The 17,683-nt window shown below is 32.0% G+C and carries 20 protein-coding genes and 1 tRNA gene; 15 read left to right on the top strand and 6 right to left on the bottom strand.

What is annotated here, in order from left to right:
* Nucleotides 1-78 precede the first annotated feature (78 nt).
* Nucleotides 79-2,622 (top strand): transglutaminase domain-containing protein, encoded by a 2,544-nt coding sequence (locus C1Y58_RS00475; protein ID WP_105614029.1) that lies wholly within the window; start codon nt 79-81, stop codon nt 2,620-2,622.
* Nucleotides 2,623-2,676: 54 nt separating this feature from the next.
* On the opposite strand, the gene C1Y58_RS00470 is transcribed toward C1Y58_RS00475, so the two are convergent.
* Both C1Y58_RS00470 and C1Y58_RS00465 read right to left on the bottom strand, forming a co-directional pair.
* Nucleotides 2,677-3,726: a copper amine oxidase N-terminal domain-containing protein gene (locus tag C1Y58_RS00470; protein WP_105614028.1), complete on the bottom strand. Its 1,050-nt coding sequence runs from the start codon at nt 3,724-3,726 to the stop codon at nt 2,677-2,679.
* Between the two features lie 254 nt (nt 3,727-3,980).
* On the bottom strand, nt 3,981-5,009 hold the full coding sequence (locus C1Y58_RS00465) for a M42 family metallopeptidase (RefSeq protein WP_105614027.1): 1,029 nt from the start codon (nt 5,007-5,009) through the stop codon (nt 3,981-3,983).
* 286 nt (nt 5,010-5,295) lie between these two features.
* Between C1Y58_RS00465 and C1Y58_RS00460 the strand changes: the two genes are divergently transcribed.
* From C1Y58_RS00460 to C1Y58_RS00450, 3 genes are all read left to right on the top strand, one after another.
* Complete coding sequence (locus C1Y58_RS00460) at nt 5,296-5,811, top strand: NYN domain-containing protein (protein WP_105614026.1); 516 nt, start codon at nt 5,296-5,298, stop codon at nt 5,809-5,811.
* Nucleotides 5,812-5,826: 15 nt separating this feature from the next.
* Entirely contained in the window at nt 5,827-6,486 is a 660-nt protein-coding gene (sigH, locus tag C1Y58_RS00455) for an RNA polymerase sporulation sigma factor SigH (RefSeq protein ID WP_170311473.1), read from the top strand.
* A gap of 52 nt (nt 6,487-6,538) precedes the next feature.
* A tRNA-Thr gene (locus C1Y58_RS00450) sits at nt 6,539-6,611 on the top strand.
* Here C1Y58_RS00450 and C1Y58_RS00445 read toward each other — a convergent pair.
* On the bottom strand, nt 6,611-7,117 hold the full coding sequence (locus tag C1Y58_RS00445; protein ID WP_408646585.1) for a tyrosine-type recombinase/integrase: 507 nt from the start codon (nt 7,115-7,117) through the stop codon (nt 6,611-6,613). The genes C1Y58_RS00450 and C1Y58_RS00445 overlap by 1 nt on opposite strands.
* A 182-nt stretch (nt 7,118-7,299) precedes the next feature.
* Here C1Y58_RS00445 and C1Y58_RS00440 point away from each other — a divergent pair, with 182 nt between their 5' ends.
* The 7 genes from C1Y58_RS00440 to C1Y58_RS27205 all read left to right on the top strand — a co-directional run bounded on the left by C1Y58_RS00440 (nt 7,300) and on the right by C1Y58_RS27205 (nt 12,262).
* The gene (locus tag C1Y58_RS00440; RefSeq protein WP_105614024.1) at nt 7,300-7,926 is read left to right on the top strand and encodes a SurA N-terminal domain-containing protein; all 627 of its coding nucleotides are present in this window, start codon (nt 7,300-7,302) and stop codon (nt 7,924-7,926) included.
* A 362-nt stretch (nt 7,927-8,288) separates the two neighbouring features.
* Nucleotides 8,289-8,825: a GNAT family N-acetyltransferase gene (locus C1Y58_RS00435; RefSeq protein ID WP_105614023.1), complete on the top strand. Its 537-nt coding sequence runs from the start codon at nt 8,289-8,291 to the stop codon at nt 8,823-8,825.
* Between the two features lie 106 nt (nt 8,826-8,931).
* Nucleotides 8,932-9,294 (top strand): hypothetical protein, encoded by a 363-nt coding sequence (locus C1Y58_RS00430; protein ID WP_105614022.1) that lies wholly within the window; start codon nt 8,932-8,934, stop codon nt 9,292-9,294.
* Nucleotides 9,295-9,450: 156 nt separating this feature from the next.
* On the top strand, nt 9,451-9,870 hold the full coding sequence (locus tag C1Y58_RS00425; protein ID WP_157949874.1) for a DUF3888 domain-containing protein: 420 nt from the start codon (nt 9,451-9,453) through the stop codon (nt 9,868-9,870).
* A 664-nt stretch (nt 9,871-10,534) separates the two neighbouring features.
* Nucleotides 10,535-11,410, top strand: coding sequence for a class I SAM-dependent methyltransferase (locus tag C1Y58_RS00420; protein WP_105614020.1), 876 nt, complete (start codon nt 10,535-10,537; stop codon nt 11,408-11,410).
* A 386-nt stretch (nt 11,411-11,796) separates the two neighbouring features.
* Nucleotides 11,797-11,991, top strand: coding sequence for a hypothetical protein (locus tag C1Y58_RS26805; protein WP_242985300.1), 195 nt, complete (start codon nt 11,797-11,799; stop codon nt 11,989-11,991).
* Entirely contained in the window at nt 11,984-12,262 is a 279-nt protein-coding gene (locus C1Y58_RS27205; protein WP_105614019.1) for a lamin tail domain-containing protein, read from the top strand. Before C1Y58_RS26805 ends, C1Y58_RS27205 begins: the two co-directional genes overlap by 8 nt.
* 1,142 nt (nt 12,263-13,404) lie before the next feature.
* Here the strand turns inward: C1Y58_RS27205 and C1Y58_RS00400 are convergent.
* From C1Y58_RS00400 to C1Y58_RS00390, 3 genes are all read right to left on the bottom strand, one after another.
* Entirely contained in the window at nt 13,405-13,653 is a 249-nt protein-coding gene (locus tag C1Y58_RS00400; protein WP_105614017.1) for a hypothetical protein, read from the bottom strand.
* A gap of 261 nt (nt 13,654-13,914) precedes the next feature.
* The gene (locus C1Y58_RS00395; protein WP_105614016.1) at nt 13,915-14,892 is read right to left on the bottom strand and encodes a beta-propeller fold lactonase family protein; all 978 of its coding nucleotides are present in this window, start codon (nt 14,890-14,892) and stop codon (nt 13,915-13,917) included.
* A 357-nt stretch (nt 14,893-15,249) separates the two neighbouring features.
* A complete protein-coding gene (locus tag C1Y58_RS00390) occupies nt 15,250-16,224 on the bottom strand; it encodes a beta-propeller fold lactonase family protein (protein WP_105614015.1) in 975 nt (324 codons plus the stop codon).
* A gap of 156 nt (nt 16,225-16,380) precedes the next feature.
* On the opposite strand from C1Y58_RS00390, the gene C1Y58_RS00385 reads away from it, so the two are divergent.
* From C1Y58_RS00385 to C1Y58_RS00375, 4 genes are all read left to right on the top strand, one after another.
* Entirely contained in the window at nt 16,381-16,779 is a 399-nt protein-coding gene (locus C1Y58_RS00385) for a site-specific integrase (protein WP_105614014.1), read from the top strand.
* Between the two features lie 16 nt (nt 16,780-16,795).
* Nucleotides 16,796-16,978: a hypothetical protein gene (locus C1Y58_RS00380; protein WP_105614013.1), complete on the top strand. Its 183-nt coding sequence runs from the start codon at nt 16,796-16,798 to the stop codon at nt 16,976-16,978.
* Nucleotides 16,979-17,095: 117 nt separating this feature from the next.
* Complete coding sequence (locus tag C1Y58_RS26310; protein ID WP_157949872.1) at nt 17,096-17,251, top strand: hypothetical protein; 156 nt, start codon at nt 17,096-17,098, stop codon at nt 17,249-17,251.
* A gap of 34 nt (nt 17,252-17,285) precedes the next feature.
* Nucleotides 17,286-17,579: a hypothetical protein gene (locus tag C1Y58_RS00375; protein WP_105614012.1), complete on the top strand. Its 294-nt coding sequence runs from the start codon at nt 17,286-17,288 to the stop codon at nt 17,577-17,579.
* Nucleotides 17,580-17,683: the final 104 nt, after the last annotated feature.

The following is a 17,683-nucleotide window of genomic DNA, read 5'->3' as shown; positions in this document are numbered from 1 at the left end:
CACATCAAAACTTAATGTATATACCTTTCATACGTTTAATTATTCGACACTTTTATCCTATTAAAGGAGTGTTAGAATATGCTATTTTCAGAAGAATTGAAGGCTTCTATCGATACCCAGTTTGAAGAAGCCATTCAGCTAGCAGGTTATAAAAAAAATGAAATTCTTGAAGGACTACGTTCTTGTAGTCAGTTAGAGAAAAGTGGCGTGAAATTTCTCTATGGATCGATGCCATTAAGCGATATGGTCAATGTAGATTTTGATATCTATTTGCAGTTTGTAAAGCATGCTCTATTTATAAGAGAAAATACACCATGGGGTAAGAGTATTCCCAGTGATATTTTTCTTAATTATGTCATGCTTTATCGAGTGAACAATGAGAACATTGAAGATTGCAGATCGACTTTCTATAAAATGCTTTGCGACAGGATCGTTAGTAAAAGTATGGTAGAGACCGTTATCGAGGTCAACTATTGGTGTTTAGAACAAGCAACTTATCAAGCGACGGATATAAGAACAGCGTCACCTCTCACCTTATTAAAATCCGCGTATGGTCGATGCGGCGAGTTATCAACCTTTACTGTCACTGCGTTGAGAAGCATAGGGATTCCTGCAAGACAAGTCTATGTACCAAGGTGGTCCCACTGTGATGACAATCACGCTTGGGTTGAAGTGTGGTGTGATGGTAACTGGTATTATCTAGGGGGATGTGAACCTGAACCTGTTTTGAATAGAGGGTGGTTTACAGCAGCTGCTTCTAGAGCCATGCTGATTCACAGTCGAGTTTTTTCATCATGTACAATGAACGAAGAAGTTATCTCAAAGAACGATAAAATTACATACATCAATCATTTAAGTCACTATGCCGAGAGTAAGGAAATAACAGTTCTAGTCGTTGATTCAAATCAACAACCAGTAGAGGACGTAATGGTACGTTTTGAAGTGTTGAATTACTCAGAATTCTTCCCAGTAACCACAGTGCGGACAGGTCATGATGGAAAAGCTCATGTAACGCTGGGTTTAGGGCATATACATATTCATGTAATGAAAGATAATCAATTCATCAACCAAATAATCGATACGAGGGAACAAAGTAAGATTATATTGCATTGGGATGAGGCGATTAAAGAAAAACCTTATACTGAAGATTTTGAAATGATTCCACCAGAGGAGCATATCATTAATGGCTTTAAACTTACAAGTCAGCAAGAAGAAGAGAGCAGAAAACGGTTTAATCATTCTGACGCCATAAGAAAAGAGAAAGAGAGTAGTTTTCATAAAGAATATAAGTCTTTGAGCATAAGTGATGAACAAGCCAATTTAATAGAAGCTTTTCTATTGAAATCAAAAGGGAATGCCCAAGAAATCATTGACTTTTTGAATCGGGATGCATACAATCTCCATGATAAGCTACTACTACTTGGAAGTCTTATAGATAAAGATTATACAGATGTTACTGCAGAGCTATTAGAGGAGCATTTGAAACATTCACTGGGTTATAAAGGATTATACCCAGAAGAAATTTTTATTAAGAATGTGATGAATCCACGAGTTTATTATGAGATGATCACCAATTATCGCCCATTTATTTTAGACTATTTCGACTCTTCAACGCAGCATCATTTTGAAAATCACCCTAAAGAGATATGGAATTATATTTCTCGTCATATCAGTAAATTCACAGAAAAAGAATACAGTAATTTATATACAGGACCCGTACAATTACTTCAACTAAAAATGGGTAGCATAATGTCTCAGAAAATACTGTTTATAGCCATCTGCCGCACCTTAGGCATAGCAGCAAGAATCAATGAACAGGACTTATCTTTACAATATTATCAAAATGGGGATTTTATCACAATCCAGGAAGATAACGATGATTATAATGCCCAATTAAGCCTTCAAACAACAGATGATATCCAGTGGTCTTATATGCAAAACTGGTCAATTGCAGTATTAAGAGAGGGTGTTTACCAAACCCTAGATCTAATAGATGAAGCTTGGGAAAATAACCAGCTAACCCTCCATTTAGTACCTGGCCATTATCGCATTATAACAACCAATAGGGTGCCTAATGGAACGATTTATGCTAGAAAATACAGCTTGGTGTTGCAGCCAAATGATAATAAAGAGTTAGGTATTGAACAGCAGCAAATCAAAATAACGAATATGCTAGAAAATATAGAAATAAAAGATTTTAAATTATTCGACCACACTCATCATGTGGTTATGGCCGATAGTATTTTAAAAGACAGTAAGAACATCCTTTTATGGGTTGACGAGGGAAAAGAACCAACAGAACATATATTAAATGAAATGATTGATCTTAAAGATAAGTTGAATGAGATATCCAGTGACATCATCATGATCTTAAGAAATGAAGACGCTTTGCAAAACGAAACTCTATCAAAAGCAATTGAAGCTATTCCTAAGATAAGAGTATATTATGATGACTTTACTGACAATGTATCTTCTATTGCTCGTAAAATATATGTAGATCCAGATAAATTACCATTGATTATAGTAACTCATCAGGGTTTAAATGTTATCTACGGGTCCAGTGGGTATAATGTCGGGGTAACAGATTGCATCACTAAGATTATTGAATCAGTTAAGGAATAGAGTTAGCAGAAAGAGCCCAAAGTGATATATTGGGCTCTTTTACTGAATTCATAGTTAGTTGATAACAACAACTTTTGATGTTGGATAAGTTAAAGGTTCAACTGTTAAAACAATCTGTGAGTGGTAGACTTTAATATTCTTTCCTGGAGTCAACTCTTCAAGAGTAAGCTCATTACCTTCTGCATCTTCGATGATTAAATCTTCCATAAAAGTTACATGTACGCCACCACGTGTACCTATATTAAAGAGTATTGTATCATTCTCCATATCAATGTCTTCTACAAAGCCATAAGAGATAGCCGTATCATTAACCCGCTCAATACTAAAAGCAACTGTTTGAGGTGGAAGTGAACGTGTCATGGCAGGACTGTGTTCAACATAAATCCTATCATTTTCTTTCAAATCTGTTACCTTTAAATCTTCGCCTGTGATTGGGTCAAAGATTTCAGATTCTTCATTGACGATCAATGAATACTCCATGCCAGTTGCATCATTCATTATGTCAATAAAAGCATAATCCTTTTCATCGTCTACTCGTATGTCTTGTATAAAAGCCGTCATTGTATTTTCGACTTCATACTTGATTGTATCAACATGAATGGACATGTCTTCTGCATTGAAATTGACAGTTGTATCTAATTCTTTTTCAAAAAAGTTAGAAGGTACATACATAGAACCATCAATAATAATAGCATTTGGTAAGAAGGATACTACGTCGCTGTCATTCATTACAGAAACAGATGCTTCTTTCGTGTCATCACTTACAATAGCAGTCATAGTTTCTGGAACCCAAGATACATTAAAGCCTATGCTTTCTGCTACATGTCTTATTGGAATCATATAAGAACCTTCTAGCTCAAAGAACATATCCTCTGAAATAGTTACTTCGTGTAAGGGTACAGCTGGAGCAGAAATAGGTACTGGGGTAGGAGCGGATATTTGCACAGGAACGGGTTCTTTAATTGTTTGTATATACATCTTACCTTCTTCATATTGAAAACCAGGTGTCACTAAATCAGTGGATGCAGCTGCCGTCATTGAACCTGCCATTGCTATTGATCCAGCTAATGCTAATGATAAGATTTGTTTATTGTATTTTTTCATAAGTCATCTTCCTTTCGAGGTCTTTTTTATTTTTTGTGAATTACGTTCATTAGACGATGTACTTTTCAAAAAGGTTCCCTTTTTAATAAAAAATTTTTTATTGTTCACAAATGGTACAGCTAAATAATTGACTCTTTTATTATGGTATATTCATCTATAGTAATTAATAATTAGGAGAAGGTCATCAATGCATTAAAAAAGCACATCAATTCCGAAAAGGAACAATGTGCTTCATATAAGCTAAAGTTAGATGATTAAGCTGTATAATAAACTAACAATTTAGTTGTATCAAGTATAGCGTTGATATGTGTTCGCTCCATACTATGTGATGCGTGAACACCAGGTCCAATAAGACCACCTTTAATATCATTACCACCTCTTAACGCAGCAGAAACATCTGACCCGTAGAAAGGATAAATATCAACAACATAGTTAATCTCCTTTTCTTTTGATAAAGCAACAAGGCGATTAACAATATCATAATCGTAAGGACCTGATGAATCCTTAGCGCAAATGGAAACCTGCTTCTCAGTACATTGAAGATCATCTCCCATAGCACCCATATCCACTGCAATCAGTTCATCAATATCTTGAGGGATAAAAGAAGAACCATGACCCATTTCTTCATATACAGAGATAAAGATTTTAACTGTATGCCTAGGTTGAAGGTTATTAGTGTTTAAATGTTCCATGAAACCAAATAAAGCAGCAACACCAGCTTTATCATCTAAATGACGGGATTTAATAAAACCATTATCAAAGAAACGAGCACGTGGGTCAAAGGAAACATAATCCCCTACTTCAATACCTAATTCACGAACTGATTCATCACTATCAACATCTTCATCAAGACGAATCTCATAATTTTCAAGTGTTCTTTCTTGCTTTCGAGCATCACTGTAAACATGTACAGATGGTTGAGTAGTCAAAATAGTACCGTCATAGACTTTACCATCGCGGGTATGTACCTTACAATACTCTCCTTCAATGGTTTGTCCCATATAACCACCAACAGAAGTCAAACGAAGTGTACCGCTACCGTTAATAGAACGTACCATAGCACCTAAAGTATCAACATGTGCTGATAAACCAACAATATAACCTTCTTCTTGACCTGGGATGGTAATAACACCACAGCCCTTGTTTGTTGTTTCAAAAGTATAACCTAGTTTATTAACTTCACTATTTATATAAGCCATTATATCATGATAAAAACCACTTGGACTAGGGATTTCTAAAAGATTCTTAAGTATTTCTTTAACATAACTTTCGTTAATCATCATTTGAATACCTCCTAAAATATATGCTTCTATTGTTATCACTAATTATAACATAAGTTTTTACCTAAAAAATATGGTTTTGGATATTTTTTATATTAACATTGAGGAATTTTTATAGTATACTTTGTATAGTATATCATTTTGATAACTAAAATCAATAAAAGTAAATTATTCAAAATTTGCTTATAAATACTAAAATTGGATGTGTGTGGGTTGGTATAGAGAAAGACTAGGTGCTAATGATCTACAAAGGAAGAAAAGAAAGGTAACGGAAGGGTGAAAAAGTTATTTGACTTCGGAATATTTACTCGTTGACGGTTATAATATAATCTTTGCTTGGGAAAAATTAAAAAAGCTAGCTGATGATAATCTAAGTGAAGCTAGAGATAAACTTTTAGAAATCATGTCCAATTATCAAGGATTTAAAAAAATAGAAGTTATTGTAGTATTTGACGCCCATAAAGTTAAGGGCAGCGTTCGTAAGATTTATAACCATCATAATATAGAAGTAGTTTATACAAAGGAAGCAGAGACAGCAGATCATTTTATCGAAAGAGTTGCCCATGTCATTGGCCGTGAATGTAGAGTGCGTGTAGCTACATCTGACGCTTTAGAACAAACCATTATCTTAAGTAAAGGTGCAACCAGGGTATCTGCTAAAGAATTTGAAAGAGAAGTACAAGCTATGGAAGAAAAAATTAGACGAAAATACATAGAGGATAAACCAGTTAAAGAAAACATGCTGGAATCACATCTAGACCCGCAAGTTGTTGCGTTCATGGAAAAATTAAGAAGACAAAAATAAGACGGGGGTGGCATCATGGAAAATGTTAAAGATATGGTGTTGGAGAAAGAATTATTTATCGAATACACAGATGAAGAACTTGTTGAGAAAGTACGTCAAGGCGACCTTTTTGCGCTAGAATATATGATGGCAAAATACAAAGATTTTGTTCGAGCTAAAACAAGAACCTATTTTCTAATTGGAGCAGATCGTGATGATATCCTACAGGAAGGTATGATTGGACTATATAAAGCTATCCGTGATTACAATCCAGATAAAGCGGCATCCTTCAAAAGTTTTGCTGACTTATGTGTCACTAGACAAATTATCACAGCTGTTAAAGCATCAAATCGTCAAAAACACATGCCATTAAACTCATATATATCACTAAATCGTCCTATGTATGAAGAAGATAATGAAAGAAGCACATTCATTGATCTTGTTGCCACTTCAAAAATGGTTAATCCTGAAGAAATATTAGTTGGACAAGAAAACGTTCATAAGATTGAAGCAATGATCAGTAAGAAGTTAAGTAAGTTAGAGAAAAAAGTTCTTTTCTTATATTTACAAGGAAAGAGTTATCAAGATATAGCAGAAGTGCTTGGAAAACCAATCAAATCCATCGATAATGCGCTCCAAAGATTAAAGCATAAATTAGAAGAATTGTTGGACGAGAAAAATGAAAAAAAATCTTGACACTTATACAGAGTCTATGTTACTATATCCTAGCGAACAGGATATATAACATGCTTCCGTAGCTCAGTAGGTAGAGCGTTGCCTTGGTAAGGCAGAGGTCTCGGGTTCAAGTCCCGTCGGAAGCTTAGATGATAAGGGGATTGCAGAAATGATTTTCTAGCAATCCCATTGTTTTGCCCTTAAATACTTTTTTAGCCATATCATTCATTAGATGTCCGTTAAGGCCCATCATTTCTGCTGAAGAATGTCCTAAACTATCCTGGGTAATCTTAAGTGGAATATCACCACGGCCAAGCATTACTGAAACGTAAAAGTGTCTCAGATCATGCAGAGTCAATTCATTATAACCTAATCTTTTACATGACTTTTTAAATGATTTATAGATATAGTCAGGATCAAAAGGTCGACCATCATCCCATGTAAAATAAAAATTGTTATGATTATAGTATTTACCGAACTGTAATTGATTCTTTTTCTTATCAAGTTCATACTTTCTTAGTATAGGAACCAAATCTTCAAAAAGGTGTATGGTTCTTTTTTGTGTATTTTTAGTATAGGGTTTTAATATTAATTCTTTGTTAGCACGAACATAATTATCTTGAATGATTACCATTCTATCTTCTAAAGAAATGCTTTCCTCTTGTAATCTGTACCAAATAATAATGTACTTATATCAGGACAAGTTGATGCTAGATTCAATGTAATAGAGGCATTATACGCAAATGAAAATATTGCAACTTCGCAAGAATTAAATGCCGATGCACCATCTTTTATAACAGTACCATAAAATTAATAAATATAGGAGACATAATAATGAAAATACTTTCTAAAAGTAAATTAATCATAATTATTGTTGTTTTTTTGATCTTCGGTGCCGTTTTTAATATTTCATCGAAACAACAATTTGACTTAAAGGAACTAGGTAAAAAAAATAAAGAAATTACCAATAATTTAAATAAAGATAAGGTTATTGCAGAGGTTAATGGAATTAAAATCATGAATAGTGATTTGGAAAAGCAAAAGAATTGGTATACAGCAATTAATAGAGAAATAACAGATGAAGAAATCTTAGAAGAGTTGATTAGCACTAAACTATTATATTCTACAGCCATAGAGCAAGGTGTTAAAGCATCTGATGAAGAGGTTCAAGAAATTTTTATAATGAATATGGACGCAATTAAAAACGATCCAATCAATTATCAAATAATACTAGATTATATAGAGGGTTATGGAATCACTGAAGAAGAATACTGGAATCTAGCAAGAAAATTATATGAAGAATCTTTAATAATTAGAAGATATAAAGATAGTATAGAAGCAAAATTTATTACTACAACAGGAATAGCAAAAACAGATACTGAATATAGTGAAAAATACAGTGCATATTATAGTGAACATTTAGCAGAACTTAAAGAAAATGCTAAAATTAAATATAAATAATATTATTATCATGCTACTTAATGACTTTGAGGTAATTAAGTAGCATATACATAATTTTTTAATGATTATTATTACTCTTTAAAAAGAATATTTGTTAACTTACATATCATTGATGGAGCCGATAGGCTCTTTACTTATGCGCTAAACAAAAAGTTAGTTAAGATAATTTGATAAAATATTGTTATTGTTCTTTTTTTATATCAAATATTCAAATTTGTTACATATTATGCTATAATTTAACAGGGTGAACTGAAGTAAAGTTTAGTTTAATTCATAATAACCAACCATAAATACATTGATTATACTATATCTTTAGATACGATAAGTATTACAATGAATATCGAGCATTTGGGGGAATTAAAGTGGAAGTTAAGGTAGTTCTAGCTAATAAAGAAAATTCAAATATCATTAAAAACATATATCCATTATATTTACATGATTTATCAGAGCATTATGGTAATATACCGAACGACTATGGAATATATGAAGATGAGCCATTTAAAACTTTAGCAGATCAATATGAAGTTCAAAATATATGGTTTGATAAACCCAATATACTATTTCCATATATAATAAAGGTAGATGAAAAACCAGCAGGATTTATTTTGATAGCAACAGCTCCATATGTATCAAAAACAACAGATTATTATGTCAATGAATTTTTTGTATTAAGACCATATAGGGGTAAGAGTATAGGAGAAATTGCAGCGAAACAAGTATTTAATAAATTTATAGGTAGATGGGAATTATATACAAATCCCTCCTCCAAAAATTTTATAGGTCAAAAATTCTGGAGGAAGACTGTAAGTACATACACAAATAATGATTATGATGAATCTATTGGAGAAACTATTCATGGAGAAAAATTAATATTTAAATTTGAGAATAATAAACGTTAGTTTATTTTATAGTTCTTAACCTATTAAAGTTTAATTTAGTATACTACATATGTCACTTTAGCTGAGGAATAAAAGCCTAAGAATATTTATGCAGAGGAAAATGTAGTTGGAAAAGGGTGATTCTATCAATTCGATTATAATTATTACTGAAAAGGAGATTAGTAAAGAGGAGTTTTTAGAAAACAGCTTTAAGGAAAAACTAGTAAAGTATCAGGTGAATAAAGATAGAATCTATTTAGAGTTTAAGGTAGGGTATGTGTGGATAGATTGTAATAGTAATCTTGTGGATGAATATAATGAAGATGAGCTTGGATTAATTATGTATGATGAACTTCATTTTTACATAGTCAGTTATAATTCTAGAAAAGCTTTAACGATAATTTTAGAAGCATTTCAAAGCTACAGGGAAGCTATCATAGATGATGACCACGGTTTTATAGGTCAATTATCAGATTATATGAGAAAATAGACAACATATCGTTTAGGTATGTCCTCTCATGCCCTAATCAAAGAAAAAGCAGGTAAATATCGAAATATGAATTTAATAATTCATTAAAGCTCAGTTTAATAACTTAACATTAGGCTGAATATAAATAGAAGGAAGACAATTAAAGGATTTGAGATGATGAAAATAATATTGATTAAGCCTCATATTGTTAAAATCCTTACCTTTTTATTTTTATTCTTTGCAATAATTATTTTAGCCCAATTCTCAGTTAAGTCATATAAAAATAAAAATCCTGAAATCACTAATGATGAATGTGAGTTATATAGAGATATTATGATATCTTTTCTAAAACCTTATATTGACTCTGCAATGATAGAATATTATGGAGAGTTAAAAAAATATGCTCTTTGGGAAGTGAAAATTATTGATGCAAAAAGATTACCACTAGGACAATTCTATTTTGAGGTAACCGTTCAAGCCAAGACATATGAGGGGTCTTATAATCCACCATATGGATTAGAGACTATAACAATAAGATATGATCATTCAGGTATACATACTGTTGACTATAAGCATGAAGATCAAGTGGTAAAATAATTATCTGTTGCAACTGTATAATATGTTCATTAAATCATTATTTAGTAGTTATATAACTTATGAAACCTATAGCTAAAACTACTTCACACAAGAATGTTAATTGCAAATTAAGATTATCAGATATAACAATTATGTTCAAGAGGAATAAATATTTTGGATCCTTTTTTTACATTAATCAAAAATGATTTGCTTTTTATTAGTTATATTCATCATTCATGCTATTATACTGGTTAAAGTGAACTTATATGTCCCTTTTTTTTAGTATCTACATATCCTATATTAATTGATGAAGTACTCAAATTATAAATGGAATGTTTAGGTTTATGCTTACGTACGAATATTGGATTACATAGGTTTAGATTTTCAATCTAAATGAAAATTTTATTACGATGAAATCAGCGGAATCAATATTAAATGCAAGTGATGAATTAGCTTAACAAGATTGACACAGTTTTTTTACATTTGCTTAATAGGTATGATGAACAACAAGAAGATTTATATGAAGACGTTAATTAGATAAGAATTATAAATGTGAGAATGAAGGCAATGTTAACTTCTGATTTGTAGGTGAATAGCTCTTATTCTAATTGTTTGTGATACAATTAGTTTAAGATCATGCAAAAACATATGTATCAATATAACTTATAGAAAGGAGTATAATACAATGAAAAGTAAAAGTATGTCAACTCCAGAAAAGGCTGCAGTAAGCAGAGCGATGGAAATGTTGTTTGCAGAAAAAGAGAGGTTATATATTGACAAATATTCCAAAGAGTTTCTTACAGGCTTTAACAGATTCTTCATAAATATCATGAAGCATGAAGGTGTTAGAAATTGGATAATGAGTTTAATGGAGAAGGCTGGTCCTGGTATTTACGGTGGATTTATCAGCCGAACAAAGTATATGGATGATGTTTTGGAGGCGGCGATTGCAAATAAATTTGATGCCGTTGTCAATCTAGGTGGGGGTTATGACACTAAATGTTTAAGATTTGATTTCAAAGGATTAGAATACTACCATGTTGACCAAAAGCCTGTTATGGATAATTATAAAAAAATAATGTCGGGATTAGAAGGTGGCATCCCTGCACATGTTAAGTTTGTACCGATTGATTTTAATACTCAAAATCTTGGAAATGAACTTGTTAAGGCTGGTTATGATAAAGATAAGAGAACATTGTTTCTTTGGGAAGGCGTTACGCAATATATCACGCTTGAAGCAGTCGTTGGTACTTTGGAATACATCGCATCTTGTTTAAAAGGCAGCCAAGTTGTATTCACATATGTGCCTAAAAGTCTATTCACCTCTTCAGAAACTTTTCCCGAGTACCGGAAGGTTATTAAACTGGCGAAGAGAGTAGGAGAAGAGTGGATTACTGGTCTTGAGTCTGAAAAGATATCAGAGTTTATAGAGCAATGTGGCTTGGTCTTGATAGAAGATGTAGGTAATACAGATTATAAAAAACGTTATTTTGAACCCATTGCTAGAGAGATGGCTATCATGCCAATTGAACGAATTGCTTATGCTGAAGTTAAAGAATAGTTATTCTTATTTCATAATTTGTAATCATAAGTGCAGGTGATATAAAACCAGTGATAAGGCATTTATGGTGAACCGTATCGTAAGTAACGAGATACCTACAAATTGAAAGCTGACGAAGAGATACTGGTTTTACATTTGCTATGAAAAGCGAAATGAATCAAGTAAATTTTTGTGAATAAAGTTTGAATTTAATAATTAACTTCTCATTATGTTTAGAATTTGTTGTAGTAAAAACCTTTAGATCAGTGATTACAACATTTCTATAATTACTTCCACAGGTTTTTCTTGACATAAATATAATTGCCGATTCTCTTGGAGGTGTCGCAAATGCATATAATATAACACCGCAAGACAGTACGCTCAATAGGCATGGTGATCAAGCATATATGGAAAAAGTAATAAGGGATGCTGGTGGATGTACATATTTTCTTGCTGAAATTACTTATCCAATTACAACTACACAAATACTTAGCCACTATAGCTTCACATACACTATTAATGGAAATGTTATTATTGATGAGTTTGACAATGTAAATCCCTATGAGGTTAATGTAGTCAAGGAAGAGGCTACAGATAATTGAAATAATTGAACTTGATAAGAAGGACGAGTATATTATACTTAAGAATTCGGGTTCAGATCCAGTTAATCTCTCAGGATGGACAATCTTATCAGTAAAAGGTGGACAAACCTTTACATTTTCTAAATTTATTTTGGAATCTAATTCAACTGTAAAAGTAGGAGATTCTGCAAAGAACCCAGATGTAGACTTTCATTGGCTTGAGGGTAGAGGTACATGGAATAATAGCGAAGTGATCCAGCAGAGCTTTATAATGCTAAAGGTGAACTCGTAGATAGGTACAACGATTAACATGTTTTTAGGTTAAAAATTCAGTTTGAATAAAGTGCTGTTTGCAGGTATATGCCTTGTTGTGTACATTAGAAAAGCAACAAGGCTTTTTTTATGTTTTTATAGGTTCAAATTTTATTGTTCTCAAAAATAGTATAGAAAATTAATAAAAACCAAAAGTGTGTTTCGTGCATTTCTGACAAAAATAATAAAAGCGAATGTATGTTCTTGTAATGATGAGTAATAAGGTTTAAAATAATAGTTAAGGAGTGATCAGTTAACGCTAATATTTGGAATAAAATTACAATTGTGTATTTTTAGTATAGGGTTTTAATATTAATTCATTGTTAGCACGGACATAATTATCTTGAATAATTACCATTCTGTCGTCTAATGAAATGCTATCTTCTTGTAAGCCGCATGCTTCACCTCGTCTCGCACCTGTATAGGCAAGAAATAGGCACACTAGATAAGCGTTAGGTCTATTCTTTTTAACATCTCCAAGAATCTCTTTCATAACGTTTATAGAAGGGATTTTCTTGTCTTTACGAACTACTGGTTAGGTAATCGGTAACTAAATATTAGTTTAATTACAAAAATGGTAAAAGTATTTGAAACGCAAGCAATGTTGGAACAATAACAATACTGATCCAAAAAATTGCTTCAAAAAAATATGTTTCTCTCTTTTCGGTTTATATATGCTATTAAAGATAAAATAAAGAAACTTGCGCTTAATAAGTACTGTTCTATAAATAAACATCTTATTGCAATAAGTAAACTGATTAATGTACGCATGAAATCACCTCTAGTGATATTAACATAACTGAGGATTGAGAAGCAGTGGTTAAATCTTACTTTAGGTATATAATAAATAAGAGCAGAAATATACCAAATTCCTAGTATGACATAAAAGATATGTCTATCCAGTTCTTCGGTTTCATCATCTTTTCTAATATATGCTTAGAAAAAAACAAGAACTGTTATAAAAGTATTAAATTTTGGCAGAACAAAGATGCAATAGTTGAACACAACAACATTTAATAAATACAAAATAATTTTAAAAATGTTTTCATTTGTAATCACCCTTGTATAGATAACTAATTATATCATCATTTTCAAAAGGGTGGAAGAGAACTAAATCATAAATTACTCTGTGTCTAGGATTATAAAGAAACCAAATACAAACAGAATGGAATCAACAATTATATAAATCCATTCAATCATTATTTTATTAATTAGGTGAAAATCTAAAAGCATATATGTAGTTATAACTGCAATAAAGCGAATGACTTTTGAGCGAGGGAATATTTTATTTTTGAATGGATATCGTTCATTTAATTTTTCTAGCAGATATACAGTTATCATCATTATTGCAAATTTAAAAATCAGTTCCATTCGATACCTCCATAAAGTTTAACTATAAAGAGTATAGAATGATTCTGATAATTGAGCAATGGTAATTGTTAGTGGGGCTGTGTGATTACTAAAAATAAGATTGTAAGTAACAAAGCATCAATACAGATTTAAATGATTAAGGTATAGTCGATAAAATTGTGTTTAAAGAAGTTGGAGAATGATTTTTAATAATAGATTAAGAATGAAATATACAAGTAGCATATTACTAAAACTTTGCAATGCACTACCTGTATAAGTTACTTAGTTGATATCACGAACAATGGCAGTTAACTCTATATTAGATACTGTTACCTTAAGTATAGGTAAAGGTATAACTATTGGTTGAATTATTGGAGTTATTGCAATTCCAAGGGGTTGATCTCCAACAGTGATAGTATCAACTACCGTATTATCTGATGTTTGTATTACTGATACAGTATCATCATTAAAATTAGTAACATATGCAAACTGTCCATTAGGAGTTATTGCAATTCCAAAGGGTTGGTCTCCAACAGTGATAGTAGCAACTACCGTATTATCTGATATTCGTATTACTGATACAGTATCATCATTAGAATTTGTAACATAAACAAACTGTCCATTAGGAGTTATTGCAATACCAACGGGTTGATCTCCAACATTTATGGTATCAATCACGGTATTATCAGATAATCGTATCACTGATACAGTATCATCTGCTACATTTGAAACATAAGCAAACTGTCCATTAGGAGTTATTGCTACCTCAGTAGGACCATCTCCAACAGTGATAGTATCAACTACGGTATTATCAGATAATCGTATCACTGATACAGTATCATCTGCCAAATTAGTAACATAAGCAAACTGTCCATTAGGAGTTATTGCTACTCCACTAGGACCATTTCCAACAGTAACAGTATCAACTACAGTATTATCAGATATCCGTATTACTGATACAGTACCATCGTTTAAATTAGTAACGTAAGCAAACTGTCCATTAGGAGTTATTGCTACCCTTAAAGGAGAATTTCCAACAGTGACTGTATCAACTACGGTATTATCAGATATCCGTATTACTGATACTGTGCCGCCAAGTCGATTAACAACATACGCAAATTCATTATTGGGAGTTATTGCTATTCCTTCGGGAAAATTACCAACGGTAATTGTATCAACTACTGAGTTGTCAGATAATCGTATAACTGATACATCGTTATCATTTCTATTTGCAACATAAGCAAAAAGTTGGTTTGACATGATTACTCCTTTCTTGAAAAATACACTTACTATATTATATTCAATAATTAGTACAAGCGTTATTTTACATTGTATAGAAGAAATAATAAGAGATAGAATGTTGATTATATACAAGACAAGGAATATGTTATGAAACTAAATATTAATATAAGTTCAGTTTAGATAAGGAGGAGTGTAAATTAAAGAAATACTGTTAAACATGCTAGAGCAAATCAATAAAGAATGTAAACTAGATTTACCAGTAGAAGAATGTGGGGCAGATTTTAAGGATAGAATGATTCTTTATAATAGATTAAGAATCAATTATACAAGTAGTATATTACTAAAACTTTGCAATGTACTACCTGTATAAGCAACTTAGTTGATATCACGAACAATGGCAGTTAACTCAATATTAGATACTGTTACTTTAACGAAAGAGGGATTAGTTATAGGAGCTGGCAGTGGAGTAATTGCGATATCTAATGGAGCATCACCAACAGGTACAGTCTGAATGACCATATTATCTGATAAACGTATTACAGATACATTATCAGAGCTCGAATTAGCAACGTATGCAAATTGTCCGTTAGGAGTTATTGCTATTCCAAAAGGGAAAGTTCCCACAGTTATGGTCTGAACGACCATATTATCTGATAAACGTATTACTGATACAGTGTTGTCAAAAGAATTAGTTACGTACGCAAACTGACCATTGGGAGTTATTGCAACGTCAGTTGGTCCATCACCAACAGGTACAGTCAGAATGACCATATTATCTGATAAACGTATTACTGACACTGTATCGTTCGATCGATTCACAACATATGCGAACTGTCCATTAGGAGTTATCCCTATTCCAAGAGGGATGGTTCCAACAGGTACAGTCAGAATGACCATATTATCGGATAATCGTATTACTGATACATCATTAGTAAAAGCATTAGTGACATATGCAAACTGTCCATTGGGAGTTATTGCTACTTCTGTAGGGAGATCTCCAACAGATATAGTCGCTACCACCATATTGGTGGATACTTGGATTACTGATACAGTGTCATCTGATCTATTTGTAACATATACAAACTGCCCATTAGGTGTTATTGCTAATCCAAAAGGGAAAGTTCCCACAGTTATGGTCTGGACAATCATATTATCCGATAACCGTATAACTGATACATTGTTACCGTTTTGATTTACAACATATGCAAACTGACCATTTGGAGTTATTGCTATTCCACCAGGAGCATTACCAACAGGTACAGTGTTAATGACCATATTATCCGATACACGTATAACTGATAAATTGCTATCGTTTTGATTTGTAATATATGCAAAGGATTGAAATGACATAATAACACACCTTTCATACTAAAATTTGCTTGTTACTATATTGTATTCAAATATTTGTACAAGCGTTTCATTACCTTTATTTAGCATAAACAGTTTATGCTGCTTGATTACTTTAAATATCATATGTTCAAATAGTAACTAACTGGTAGACCATTAGTGCCTAAGTCGATTAATCAGAAACTTACTAGTATCAATCGTTTCATTATCTTCATCAATAATAATCCAAAGTATAATGACAAGATAGTTGCTGAGATAAAGCTATTAAAGGTACAAGAACAATACTATTTGGAGAATCTGTTAGAGTACAGAGAGTATGAGAGGATGCTTAATAGAACTCAATTACATAAAGATCAAAGAGCGTACTTAATGTTTAAGACTCTGTACCATACAGGTGCTAGAGTATCAGAGTTCTTGCAGATAGAACCACAACATGTATTGCAAGATAAATGTGTGATTAAAGGAAAGGGGAATAAGTATCGAGAGATATTCATACCTTCCAGACTTAAAGAGGAGTTAAAGGATTACAACGGGGATATAAATTATAAGAAAATATAATAGAGGAGTGGATAATATGACAATAGCTTATATTAAAGATAATTTAGTTGATGTAATCCCAGCAGTAGGCGCGTTAAATCCTCAAGTAGAATTACTAACAGTTGATGAGGCTAACACAAAGATAGATGAATTATATGTTGAAGTAACAGATGCTCAAGGTGTTGTTATTAGCAAGAAACCAGATTACTTTATAGAGTAAGTAAAAGTACATTTAATGAAGTGATAAAGTGATTTGACAAGTGGAAAGATAAAATTGTACAATTCAACTTAATATGGTATAATTATACATAATTAATAAAATAAAAGGAGAACTATTATGCCGTATGATGTTGAATCCTTAAAACAAATGACAAAAGATTTTATTAATTATGTAGAAGAATTAAAGAAAAAGGGGATTATTACAAACGAGCAGTATGAGCTTTTAACAGAAAACAAGATTGCTTTCCTAGAAAATAACACTTATCTGAAATAGATAAGTGTTATTTTTACATAGAGAGGAGTAGCCTATGGAAGAGAGATTTATAGAGCAAATAAAGGAAAATGAACAGAGATGTAAAAACAATAATCATAGAATCGACAAACTAGAAGATGACAACAAGCTACTCTATGAAATGGTTACTACAACAAAATTGATTGCTCAGCAGATGGAGCAAACTACACAAGAGTTAAAGGAAATCAAAAAAGATGTACTTGATTTGAAAGGAAAACCAGCTAAACGGTGGGATCTTATCGTAACTGGATTTATTTCAGCAGTAGTTTCAGCCCTTGCTACAGTTATGGTAGCAGGGGTTTTAAATTAGAGAGGAGAGTTCTATATGAGTGAATTTCTAAAGAGAATAGCAAAATTAATTTAATGGCTAAGATTTGTATTGATATTGGCCTTGGAAAGTTATGTACTAAAGAT

The sequence above is a fragment of the Vallitalea okinawensis genome, assembly GCF_002964605.1.
GTDB lineage: Bacteria > Bacillota > Clostridia > Lachnospirales > PQDH01 > Vallitalea_A > Vallitalea_A okinawensis.
The sequence above is the reverse complement of the archived record's forward strand: the minus strand, read 5'-3'. Positions and strand labels throughout refer to the sequence as shown.

What these genes read in the sequence shown, in the direction of transcription:
- C1Y58_RS00475 (WP_105614029.1), top strand. Translation starts at nt 79, where the DNA reads ATGCTATTTTCAGAAGAATTGAAGGCTTCTATCGATACCCAGTTTGAA.
- C1Y58_RS00470 (WP_105614028.1), bottom strand. Translation starts at nt 3,726, where the DNA reads ATGAAAAAATACAATAAACAAATCTTATCATTAGCATTAGCTGGATCA.
- C1Y58_RS00465 (WP_105614027.1), bottom strand. Translation starts at nt 5,009, where the DNA reads ATGATGATTAACGAAAGTTATGTTAAAGAAATACTTAAGAATCTTTTA.
- sigH (WP_170311473.1), top strand. Translation starts at nt 5,827, where the DNA reads ATGGAAAATGTTAAAGATATGGTGTTGGAGAAAGAATTATTTATCGAA.
- C1Y58_RS00440 (WP_105614024.1), top strand. Translation starts at nt 7,300, where the DNA reads ATGAAAATACTTTCTAAAAGTAAATTAATCATAATTATTGTTGTTTTT.
- C1Y58_RS00425 (WP_157949874.1), top strand. Translation starts at nt 9,451, where the DNA reads ATGAAAATAATATTGATTAAGCCTCATATTGTTAAAATCCTTACCTTT.
- C1Y58_RS00420 (WP_105614020.1), top strand. Translation starts at nt 10,535, where the DNA reads ATGAAAAGTAAAAGTATGTCAACTCCAGAAAAGGCTGCAGTAAGCAGA.
- C1Y58_RS26805 (WP_242985300.1), top strand. Translation starts at nt 11,797, where the DNA reads ATGGAAAAAGTAATAAGGGATGCTGGTGGATGTACATATTTTCTTGCT.
- C1Y58_RS00400 (WP_105614017.1), bottom strand. Translation starts at nt 13,653, where the DNA reads ATGGAACTGATTTTTAAATTTGCAATAATGATGATAACTGTATATCTG.
- C1Y58_RS00395 (WP_105614016.1), bottom strand. Translation starts at nt 14,892, where the DNA reads ATGTCAAACCAACTTTTTGCTTATGTTGCAAATAGAAATGATAACGAT.
- C1Y58_RS00390 (WP_105614015.1), bottom strand. Translation starts at nt 16,224, where the DNA reads ATGTCATTTCAATCCTTTGCATATATTACAAATCAAAACGATAGCAAT.
- C1Y58_RS00380 (WP_105614013.1), top strand. Translation starts at nt 16,796, where the DNA reads ATGACAATAGCTTATATTAAAGATAATTTAGTTGATGTAATCCCAGCA.
- C1Y58_RS26310 (WP_157949872.1), top strand. Translation starts at nt 17,096, where the DNA reads ATGCCGTATGATGTTGAATCCTTAAAACAAATGACAAAAGATTTTATT.
- C1Y58_RS00375 (WP_105614012.1), top strand. Translation starts at nt 17,286, where the DNA reads ATGGAAGAGAGATTTATAGAGCAAATAAAGGAAAATGAACAGAGATGT.